We start from the raw sequence: 10,157 nt of genomic DNA on the forward strand, positions 1-10,157 counted from the left end.
CTCCAGGGGGTGCGCCGCCAGGGCCTGGTGGGCGGCGTCGCGCTGCCGCTCGGCCGCGTCGCGATCCTGCCGGTGGCGGCTGAGGGCGGCCTCCACGGCGCGATACTCGCCCAGCAGCTCGTCGCGCCGACGCTGGGCCGCGTCGCGCGCCTCGCGGGCCGCGTCGAGCTGGCGGGTTTCCTCCGTTTCCTGGGCCGCGAGCTGGGCGGCCTCCGGGGTGGCCGGCGGGTGCTGCCGCCACGGATGCTCGAGGCCGCCGCACACCGGGCAGGGCTCACCTTCCTGCAGGGCCTCGCGCAGTCGCGCCACGCTTTCGCTGCGCACGGCGCGGCTGCGCTCGATCAGCGCGCCGATGCTGTCGAGGTGGGCCTGGGCGCGGTCCAGGGCCTGGCGGGCATGCTGGCCCTCGGTCAGCAGCCCGTTCCTTCGGGTCTCGTCGTCGCCGAGCCGGCGGGCGAGCTGGCTCAGAGCCTGCTCCGCGCGGCCGAGCTCCTGCCAACGGCTGGCCAGCTCGCCCAACGCCAGGTGGCGCTGGGCCGCCTGGTCGTGGGCTTCTTGTGCGGCCTGGCGAGCGTCGTCGAGGCGAGGGTGAGTGCCCACCAACCGCTCGAGGGTCGCCTGCCAGTCGTCGCGCTGCCGCTGTCGGGCCTGCTGGGCCTCCCTGGCCTTATGGTGCTCGCGGGCCAGCCGCTCGGCCTGTGCCTGCTGGCGGGTGTGGGCCGCCTCCAAGTCGGCGAGCTGCTTCTCGTGGGTGGCGAGGCGCTGGGCCTCGCCGCGGGCCTTGCGCAGTTCGGGCTCGGCCCGGCGGCGGGCATCAGAGGCCTCGCTCAACGCCTGCTCGGCCTGCGCCCGGGCGGTCTCCGCCGCCTGCTGCTCGGTGCCGGCGGCTTCCCGTGACTTGAGGGTCTCGGCGTGGCTCGCCTCCAGGGCGGCGATCTCGTCGGGCAGTTCGGCCCGGCGCAGCAGGGCGTGGCGTCGCGGGGCGATCAGGCGTCGCCAGTCGCGGTCGGCGCGCAGGTGAGCGAGCGCTTGCCATGCCTCCCGGGCCGTTCGCTGCTGCGCCAGACCCTGGCGGTAAGCCTCGTGCAGGCGGGCATCGCCATCGTGCCAGCGGCGCTTTGCCTTGAGCGACTCCGCCTGGGCCTGCAGGTCGGTAAGCGCTTGCCGGGTGGCCTGGGCGGCGCGCTCCAGCTCGGCTCGAGCCTCGGGCTCGGCGGGCCGGTCGTCGGCGAGCCTCGCTTCCAGGGACTCGACGGCCTTGCGGGCGGCGCTCGCGCGCTGGTAGGCGGCCATGGAGATCGCCGAGTACTCGGCGGTGCCGGTGAGGCGCTCCAGCAGGTCGCTGCGCTCGTTGTCGTCGGCCTGGAGGAAGGCGGCGAACTCGCTCTGGGCGAGCAGCACGGCGCGGGTGAACTGGTCGAAGGTGAGCCCCAGGCGCTCCGGCAGCAGGCGGTCGAACTCGCGTTTCTGGGTGGTGAGCAGGCGGTCGTCCTCGAGGTCACGCAGCGACTGCTCGGCCTTCTGAAGCTTGCCGCCGACCTTTTCCCGGGCGCGGCGCACCGCCCAGCGGGCGCGGTAGCGGCGCCCGTCGCGGCCCAGGAAGTCCACCTCGGCGAAGCCGGCGGCGGTGCCGCGGCGCAGCAGGGTGCGCGGGTCACTGGTGGTCAGGGTGGAGTCCGGGGTGTCGTCGACCTGGCTGTCGCGGGCCGGTGCCTGGCGCAGCCTGGGCGTGCCTCCGTAGAGCGCCAGGCAGAGGGCGTCGAGCAGGGTGCTCTTGCCGGCCCCGGTGGGGCCGGTGATGGCGAAGAGGCCTGCATCGCGCAGCGGGGCTGCGGTGAAGTCGAGCGAAAGCGGCCCCGGCAGCGAGGCCAGGTTCTCCAGGCGCAGGGCGAGGATCCTCATGGACGACCCTCCTCGGTGGCATCGTCGTCGGCCTCGAGTACCTCCTGGCGCAGCCGGTCGAAGTCGGCGAGCACGTCCTCGTCCGGCGGCTGACCCCAGCGCGCCGCCCAGGTTCGCTCGAAGAGCTTGCGCGGGCCCAGGGTCTCCAGATCCACCCGCGCCGGGGTCGCCTCGCCCTCCACCCGGGGCAGGCGGCGCTCCAGGCGCAGCAGGCGCAGCGCCTTGCCCTCGAGAGCCGCTTCCACCCGGGCACGCAGGTCGGGAATCGGCGCATCGAGCTCGACGCGCACCTCCAGCCAGGGCCAGCGCTCGCGTACAAGGGCCGGGTCATCCTCCAGGGCCTCGAGCTCGGCCAGCACCTCATCGAGGGGCGCGGGGCCGATGCGCTGCATGGCCACCGGGCGCGGCACGGGGATCGCCTCGGTCGCGGAGAGCGCCTCGCCGTCCAGGGTGACCTCCACCACCTGGTGGGGATAGGCCACCTCGCTGAAGTCCAGCGGCAATGGGCTCCCGCTGTAGCGAATGCGCGCCTCGCCGACCTGCTGGGCGCGGTGCAGGTGGCCCAGCGCCACGTAGGCGATGTCATCCGGGAAGAGGGCGGCGGAGATCGATTCCTCGCCGCCGATCACGATGGGCCGCTCGCTGGCCTCGGAGACGGCCGCGCCGTGCAGGTGGGCGTGGCTCATCGCCACCAGCGCCTGGCCGGGCCGGCGCCGGGCGCGGGCGGCCTCGATCAGCTGCTCATGGACGCGGCTGATGCCGCTGACGTAGTCGTTGGGCGCCTGCTCGTCGGTCGCCTCGCTGGCAAGCGACGCACCGGTGACCTCGGCGGGGCGCAGGAAGGGCAGCGCCAGGCACCAGGCGCGGGTCTCGCCGGCCTCGTCGCTCAGTGGCACCAGCAGGTGCTCGGCGTCGAGACGGCCGTCGTCCAACCAGCGGACCCGGCCCAGGGCGTGGGTCCGCAGTCGGCGCATCAGCGGGGCGGGCAGCTCGATGCGGTTGCCGCTGTCGTGGTTGCCGGCGATCAGCACGATGTCGAGCCCTGGCAGCCGTTCGTGGGCGGAGACGATGAAGTCGTACAGCAGTTCCTGGGCGCGCAGCGAGGGGTTGACCACATCGAAGATGTCGCCGGCCACCAGCAGGGCGTCGGCCTGGCGTTCCACCAGGGTATCGAGCAGCCAGGCGAGGAAGGCGCGGTGCTCGGCGTGGCGCTCCTGCCCATGGAAGCTCTGGCCCAGGTGCCAGTCGGCGGTGTGGATCAGTTTCATCAGGTCTCCCTTCCTGCCTGCGTGCCGGGGGCGATAGTCTACGTCACTCACACGCGGCTGTTCAGGAGTCCCCATGCCGACGGCACCTCTTCACGACTGGAACCTCGCCCCGGTGGATGCCATCGCCCTGCAGAAGCGCCTGGCCTCTCGCGTGGAGCGGACCGACCGCCTGGACCCGATTCGTCACCTCGCCGGGGTGGATATCGGCTTCGAGCAGAAGGGTGCGATCACCCGGGCGGCGGTGGTGGTGCTGGCCTGGCCGCCGGGTGCGTCAGGCGAGTTCGAGCCGGCCACCCTGGAGATAGTGGAGCAGGTAGTGCATCGCGAGCCGACGCGCATGCCCTATGTGCCGGGGCTCTTGTCGTTTCGTGAGGTGCCGGCGGCGCTCGGCGCCTTCGAGAAGCTCAGCACCCGGCCCCAGCTCGCGATGGTCGACGGCCAGGGCATCGCCCATCCGCGGCGGATCGGTGTGGCCAGCCACCTGGGGCTGTGGCTCGACCTGCCCACCATCGGCGTGGCCAAGTCGCGGCTGTGTGGCCGTCACGCCGAACCCGGGCCGGCGCGGGGCGACTGGACGCCGCTGGTGGATGGCCCGGATGACGAGGTGATCGGCGCGGTGCTGCGCTCGCGGGTGAAGGTGAAGCCGATCTTCGTCTCGCCGGGGCATCGGGTGTCGCTGTCCACGGCGCTCGACTGGGTCATCCGCTGCCTGGGACGCACCAAGCTGCCGGAGCCGACCCGGCTGGCCGATCGCCTGGCCTCGCGGCGGGGCCGATAGGGCAGGGTGGCCGCCTGAGCTATACTGCCGCTCCCTTCTTTTCGCTCCCTTCTTTTCGCTCCCTTCCCCGACCGAGGCGACCATGACCCTACCCACTGATCCCCTTGCCGCCACCCGTGCCTGGGTGGAGACCTTCGTGGTCGCCCGTGACATCTGTCCCTTCGCCGGCCGTGAGGTGGCCCGCGACACCATCCGCTACGTGGTGGTGCCGGCCTCGGACCGTGAGGCGGCACTGCTGGCGCTGTTCGACGAGTGCCGCCACCTGGAGGCGACCCCCGAGGTGGAGACCACCCTGCTGGTGCTCACCGAGGGGCTCGACGACTTCGACGACTACCTGGACCTGCTGGAGATCGCCGAGGCGCTGCTGGCGGAGCAGGGCTTCGAGGGCACCTACCAGCTGGCAAGCTTCCACCCGGACTACCTCTTCACCGACGCCGAGCCGGAGGATCCCGCCAACTTCACCAACCGCTCGCCCTTCCCGATGTGGCACCTGCTGCGCGAGGAAGGGCTGGAGCGCGCCCTGGCCCACCATCCGGACCCGGCGGGGATCCCCGAGCGCAATATCGCGGCGATGCGCGAGCTGGGCCATGAGGCCCTGTCCGATGCGCTGGCCAGGTTGCAGGGCCGAGCCTAGACGATATCCAGCGGGGTCTTGCGCCTCGGCGACGGGAAGGCGGCCTCCAGGCGGGCCAGGCTCTCGGCATCCAGCTCGACCATCAGCACGGCGGCGTTCTGCTCGACGTGCGCGAGGCGGGTGGCCTTGGGAATGGCGATCACGTCCCTGGCGCCGTCGATGGGGCGGATCGCCCAGGCCAGCAGCAGCTGGGTTGGCGTGATCCCGAGTGCTTCGGCGATCCCCTCTACCTCGGGGTGGCCGAGCAGGTCGCTGCGCAGGCTGCCCGCCTGGGCCAGCGGGCAGTAGGCCATGGTGGGAATGCCACGCTCGCGCTGCCAGGGCAGCAGCGAGTGCTCGATGCCGCGCGAGCCCAGGTGGTAGAGCACCTGGTTCATCGCGCAGGCCTCGCCGCCGGGCAGGGCGGTCAGCGAGGCCATCTCGTCCACGTCGAAGTTGGAGACCCCGAAGCGCCGGATCTTGCCCGCCTCCTGCAGCCGCTCGAAGGCCTCCAGGGTCTCCGCAAGCGGCACGCTGCCCGGCCAGTGCAGCAGGTAGAGGTCGAGGTGGTCGGTGCGAAGTCGCCTGAGACTCGCCTCGCAGGCGGCGATGGCGCTGTCGCGCCCGGCGTTCCAGGGGTAGACCTTGGAGACCAGGAAGGCGGCGTCGCGACGACCCGCGAGCGCCTCGCCCACCACCTCCTCGGCGCCGCCATTGCCGTACATCTCGGCGGTATCGATCAGGGTCAGGCCGTGGGCCAGGCCGTGCTGCAGGGCACGCACCTCGTCGCGGCGCGGGGCCAGGCCCTCGCCCAGGTACCAGGTGCCCTGGCCGATGGCCGGCAGGTCGCGGGCGGGCTCATGGTCGGTGGCGGCGAGTCGCACGCAGGGTGGTGTCGGCATGGGGATCTCCCGTCTGAATAATTTTGGAAATGTTTTTCAATTATTCTGGTCGTTGAGCGTCGCCGGTGCAATCGACCTCGGCAACCGCTGCAATTCGGCTTTGGTCGGCTCGAGTGCTCAGCTCCGCGGGGCTGTCGCGACCAAGACGTCAAGATAATCGATATTATCGAATGATAAATGCGATAAAAGTCTCTTTTGTTCGAAATGGTTGAGCTATTAGCATGCTTATCAGAAGTCGAGAGCCTCTCTCTGAATCGAAGCAAAGGAGACACATCATGAAACTCAAGCCGATCCTTTCAGCCCTGATGATCGCCGCGACCCCGGTGGTCGCACAGGCCGGGCAGGCATCCGTGCTCACCATGCAGTTGAACGAGCCGCTGTCTACTTCCCGCCAGGCAACAGGCCAGGGTAACGAGGCGCATGTCCCGATGATGGATGTTTCCGGCGCTATCGGGAATGACGGAAACAGCGCTGCCATGGTGAAAGCTCGCGCTACGCTGAATGCGAAAGACCATCACACACGATCCATCGAAGAGGCTGGCGACCTTCTTGAGCCGGCCCGGGAAGCCACCAACTAAGAGCGAAATGTTGGGCAGGATTTCTGCAAGGAGTTGATCGACATATTCGCTCATCTGGTATCAGAAATTCACCAGCCTCATGCCAGGCTAGTGCTACGGTGCTTTTGCTGGGCGCGCGTAGAGATGACTGGTATCAGGATTAGCCTCACGGACTCACCGGAGACACTCCATGGCATCACTGACCGAGGCCGTTGCCGCGATGAAAGCCTGGCAGGCGAAGTTGTCTCATAGTGACATGACGTATCCCGCTCTCAGGAAAGGAGGAACACATGATCCTGCGACGTGCCAATGATCGAGGCTATGCCGATCACGGCTGGCTGCGCTCCCGACACACCTTCTCGTTTGCCGATTACTTCGACCCTGACCACATGGGGTTCAGGAGCCTTCGCGTCATCAACGAAGACCGCGTCCGGGGCGGGGCGGGCTTTGGTACCCACCCGCATCGGAACATGGAGATCATCTCCTATGTCCTGTCGGGCGCCATGGCCCACAAGGACAGCATGGGGAACGGGGCCGTCATGCACCCTGGCGATGTACAGCGCATGTCGGCCGGCACCGGCGTATTGCACAGCGAATTCAATCACTCCTCCAGCGAGGAACTCCACTTCCTGCAGATCTGGATCGAGCCGCAGCAACACGGCATCGCCCCCAGCTATGAACAGAAGGCCTTTCCTGCGCAGGAACGACAGGGACAGTGGCGCCTGGTCGTCTCCCAGGAGGGACGTGACGGCTCTGTCAGCGTGAACCAGGACGTCAACCTCTATGCAGGGCTGTTCGATGCCGGCGAGCAGGCGAAGTCGCCGGCCCTCCGCCATGCCTGGCTGCAGATGGCGCGGGGAGAGGCCGAGGTCAATGGCCAGCGGCTTTCGGCCGGCGATGCCGCCGCCTTCCAGCCGGGCGAACCCATCGAGGTGGTCGGCATCGAGGCCTCCGAGATTCTCCTCTTTGACCTGGCGTAACCCGCCCGTCGAGAAGCACTCGAGGCTGCCCGGGTCGGCAAGGGAAATGCCAGGCGCTGGCCGGCCTCGCGGTTGGAGGCCCCGGGCGTGACCGACATGCCGGATGGGCGATTCGCCCCCGGTATGTGGGCAGCGATTCCCTTGCACCAGGAGGGGGGCATCCCCATGGTGTATGGTGGAGAGGCAACGGTTCATCCCTGACAACGAGAAGGAGTCGACATGAGCATCAAGAAATCCGGCAGCGCCGTCTGGCAGGGCGGCCTCAAGGACGGCAAGGGGACGGTGTCTACCGAGAGTGGCGCGATCAATGACGTCCCCTACAGCTTCGCCAAGCGCTTCGAGGGTGAGGCGGGCTCCAACCCCGAGGAGCTGATCGGCGCCGCCCATGCGAGCTGCTACTCCATGGCCCTGTCGCTGATCCTGGGCGAGGCCGGCATGACCGCCGAGCGCATCGCCACCGAGGCCAAGGTCTCCCTGGAGGAGGTCGAGGGTGGTTTCGCCATCACCGCCATCCACCTCGACACCGTGGCGAAGATCCCGGGCGCCGACGAGGCGGCCTTCCAGGACGCGGCCGACAAGGCCAAGGAGGGGTGCCCCGTCTCCAAGCTGTTCAACGCCGAGATCAGCCTGTCGGCGACGCTGGAAAACTGAGCCCGGAGGCCGGCTAGAGCGGCCGGCACGGGACAGCATCGCGCCGGGGCCACCTCAGGGTGGCCCCGGCTCTTTGTGTGAAGCGATGCTCTTTCCAGGGGGCTGTACTTGATCCCGGACGAGCTATGGCGCCCCGTACGAGCTATGGCGAGGCGATGCCGCGCTTGGCGGCCTCCACCAGGGCGCGGATCAGTCGCTGCTGGGGACGGTTGAAGACCAGCCACTCGGGGTGCCACTGCACGCCGATCAGGAACTCGTGGTCGCGGGACTCGATGCCCTGCACCAGGCCGTCGCGGTCCCGGGCGACGATCTCGATGCCCTTCCCCGTCCGCTGCACCGCCTGGTGGTGGAGGCTGTTGATGCGACACCAACTCACCTCGAGGATGCGGTGCAGCTGGCTGTCGGCGACGATGTCCACGGTCTTGCGCGGCAGCACGGTGCGCCGGCGCTTGAGCCCCTCATGGGTGGTGTAGATGTCCGGGTCCAGGGTGCCGCCCTGGTAGACGTTGATCAGCTGGGCGCCGCGGCAGATGCCCAGCACCGGCTTGCCCAGCGGAATGAAGCGCTCCAGCAGCTCGAGCTCGAGTTCGTCGCGCTGCGGGTCGACGCGGACGTCCAGGCGCATCTCGTCGTCATAGAGGTGGGCCTGGATGTCGTCGCCGCCGCCGATGATCAGGCCGTCGAGCGCCTCGGGAAAGGGGCGCGAGGGCGACAGCCGCCGCGGCCGGCCGCCGTGGCGCCAGACGGCGAACCAGTCGAACCACCAGGCGATGCGGCTCTTGGCGTCGGAGGTGGTGATGCCGATCAGCGGACGCGTCGTGCGGCTCATCGGCGAGTCACCCAGCGGTGCAGGCGGGTCAGCCAGCGGCGCGGTGCCGATGGCCGGTGGCGGGCGAGAAACTGCGCGCTGCGCTCGGCCAGGGTCTCCGGAGTGGTGGCCAGGCGCTCGACCTCCAGCCAGCGGTTCCACTCCGTCACCGCCCCCCAGCCCGGCTCCGAGAGCTGGGCATTGGGCAGGCGGTAGTGGAAGGTCGGCCGCGCCTTGACCAGCTTGCTGCGCAGCAGCTCGTGGGGATGGTCCGGGCGCAGGTGGGCGAACAGCGGGAACATGTCCAGCTCGCGGTTGCGGGTCGGGTTGTCGGCCAGGTAGTCGTCGATCAGGGTGTCCAGGTCCGGGGCATAGTCCGGGTCCAGCACCCTGAGCGCATAGGCTCGGGGGAAGGGGTTGGCATGGGGCAGCACCTCACGGGTGATGTCCACGTGGATCTGCTCGCGCAGCCAGGCGGCGCTAAGCAGGTAGGCGCGCAGGTACGCCAGCAGGCTCTCGGCCTCGAGGCTCGGTACCTCGGGGTTGAGGTGCAGGCCGAAGCCGTAGAGCAGGCTGGCGTCGGTGCCCTTGGCCCCATGGGTGCGCAGTGCCTCGAAGAGGGCGTCGAGTTCCTCCAGCTCGTCCCAGGGCACCGGCGGGCAGACGATCTCGGTGGGCACCAGGTCGGTGACCACGTCGCCGATCAGCTCCCGGGTCCGGGCGTGGAAGTCCAGGCGCATGCGCTCCCATTCGCTGTCGCCGGCGGCTTCGGCATTCACCACGGTCTGGTCGGGGTGGGCGTACTGGGTGTCGAGCTCGATGCCGAACTCGCCCCAGCGGGTGCCGGTGACCTTGAGGCGATGGGGGCTGAGCACCTCCACCTCGCCGCCGAACAGCTCGCGCACCAGCTCGGCCGTCTCCCGGGGAGGCAGGCCGGCGAACTCGATTTCGACGCCGACGCGACGCGTCTCGCCATCGGCATTGCGGGGTTCGGGTGGCGGTTGCGGCGTCATGACGGCATCCTGTAGGGCATGGTGTCGGCAGCCTATCACACTGCCTCGGCCATCATGGATGGCGGCCGGTCCGTCATCCGTTCACCAAAGACGAGAGACCAGGGAGACAAGATGCCAGGGAGTCGAGAGAGTGCCTGACGCGTACCGCCTGTTCGTTGTCGTGCGCGGCCTGCTGACGCTGCTGCTGCTGACGCTGCTGCTGTCGACGGCAGCCTCGGCCCAGTCCACGCCCCTTTCCGCCCTGACACCGGGGGGCGGGGACGAGCCGGCCTCCCACGATCCCCAGGCCTTCCAGGCCTCGCTGGACGAGGTGATCGCGACCCTCGAGGATGCCGACCAGCGCCAGGCCCTGCTGGAGAACCTGCGCCAGCTGCAGCAGGCTCACGACCCGGCCGCCGAGGAATCGGGCATCACGCGCCCCCAGGGCCTGCTCGGCGCCCTGGCGGAGACCATCAGCGACCTCGGCGCGCAGGCCGAGGCCGGCCGCTCGCCGGTGGACGAGTGGCAGCGCCAGCTGCGACAGGGCGGGTCCGACCTGGTGGCCCTGGTCGTGCAGACCGGCAACGCCGAGCTGCTGCGCTTCGTCATCGAGCTCACCGTGCTGCTGGTGATCTGGGCCGGGCTGCTGGTGATCCTGATCGCCCTGGGGAGGCTGCTGGCCAAACGCCGGGGCTGGCCACTGGAC

10 protein-coding genes and 1 pseudogene are annotated in these 10,157 nt (G+C 69.6%); 6 read left to right on the forward strand and 5 right to left on the reverse strand.

Going from position 1 to position 10,157, the window contains the following annotated elements; genetic code table 11:
- Both SCI24_RS17145 and SCI24_RS17150 read right to left on the reverse strand, forming a co-directional pair.
- The coding region (locus SCI24_RS17145) for an AAA family ATPase (RefSeq protein WP_318726537.1) at positions 1–1,902 on the reverse strand (1,902 nt) is incomplete at its 3' end.
- The gene (locus SCI24_RS17150; protein WP_318726538.1) at positions 1,899–3,170 is read right to left on the reverse strand and encodes an exonuclease SbcCD subunit D; all 1,272 of its coding nucleotides are present in this window, start codon (positions 3,168–3,170) and stop codon (positions 1,899–1,901) included. The genes SCI24_RS17150 and SCI24_RS17145, both read right to left, overlap by 4 nt.
- A gap of 73 nt (positions 3,171–3,243) precedes the next feature.
- On the opposite strand from SCI24_RS17150, the gene nfi reads away from it, so the two are divergent.
- Complete coding sequence (nfi, locus tag SCI24_RS17155; protein WP_318726539.1) at positions 3,244–3,948, forward strand: deoxyribonuclease V; 705 nt, start codon at positions 3,244–3,246, stop codon at positions 3,946–3,948.
- Positions 3,949–4,030: 82 nt separating this feature from the next.
- Positions 4,031–4,582, forward strand: a complete 552-nt coding sequence (locus tag SCI24_RS17160; RefSeq protein WP_318726540.1) for a DUF1415 domain-containing protein — start codon at positions 4,031–4,033, stop codon at positions 4,580–4,582.
- On the opposite strand, the gene SCI24_RS17165 is transcribed toward SCI24_RS17160, so the two are convergent.
- On the reverse strand, positions 4,579–5,463 hold the full coding sequence (locus SCI24_RS17165; RefSeq protein ID WP_318726541.1) for an aldo/keto reductase: 885 nt from the start codon (positions 5,461–5,463) through the stop codon (positions 4,579–4,581). The two genes, SCI24_RS17160 and SCI24_RS17165, sit on opposite strands and share 4 nt — an antisense overlap.
- 275 nt (positions 5,464–5,738) lie before the next feature.
- Between SCI24_RS17165 and SCI24_RS17170 the strand changes: the two genes are divergently transcribed.
- From SCI24_RS17170 to SCI24_RS17180, 3 genes are all read left to right on the forward strand, one after another.
- Positions 5,739–6,041, forward strand: a complete 303-nt coding sequence (locus SCI24_RS17170) for a hypothetical protein (protein WP_318726542.1) — start codon at positions 5,739–5,741, stop codon at positions 6,039–6,041.
- A 269-nt stretch (positions 6,042–6,310) separates the two neighbouring features.
- The gene (locus SCI24_RS17175; protein ID WP_318726543.1) at positions 6,311–7,000 is read left to right on the forward strand and encodes a pirin family protein; all 690 of its coding nucleotides are present in this window, start codon (positions 6,311–6,313) and stop codon (positions 6,998–7,000) included.
- Positions 7,001–7,219: 219 nt separating this feature from the next.
- On the forward strand, positions 7,220–7,651 hold the full coding sequence (locus SCI24_RS17180; RefSeq protein WP_318726544.1) for an OsmC family protein: 432 nt from the start codon (positions 7,220–7,222) through the stop codon (positions 7,649–7,651).
- A 142-nt stretch (positions 7,652–7,793) separates the two neighbouring features.
- On the opposite strand, the gene SCI24_RS17185 is transcribed toward SCI24_RS17180, so the two are convergent.
- Together SCI24_RS17185 and SCI24_RS17190 are read right to left on the reverse strand one after the other, a co-directional pair.
- Positions 7,794–8,480 (reverse strand): type 1 glutamine amidotransferase, encoded by a 687-nt coding sequence (locus SCI24_RS17185; protein WP_318726545.1) that lies wholly within the window; start codon positions 8,478–8,480, stop codon positions 7,794–7,796.
- Complete coding sequence (locus SCI24_RS17190; RefSeq protein WP_318726546.1) at positions 8,477–9,472, reverse strand: amidoligase family protein; 996 nt, start codon at positions 9,470–9,472, stop codon at positions 8,477–8,479. Before SCI24_RS17190 ends, SCI24_RS17185 begins: the two co-directional genes overlap by 4 nt.
- 130 nt (positions 9,473–9,602) lie before the next feature.
- On the opposite strand from SCI24_RS17190, the pseudogene SCI24_RS17195 reads away from it, so the two are divergent.
- A pseudogene (locus SCI24_RS17195) lies at positions 9,603–10,157 on the forward strand (mechanosensitive ion channel family protein); the annotation flags it as partial.

It is taken from the genome of Halomonas sp. (assembly GCF_033549285.1).
In the GTDB taxonomy this organism is placed as follows: domain Bacteria; phylum Pseudomonadota; class Gammaproteobacteria; order Pseudomonadales; family Halomonadaceae; genus Halomonas.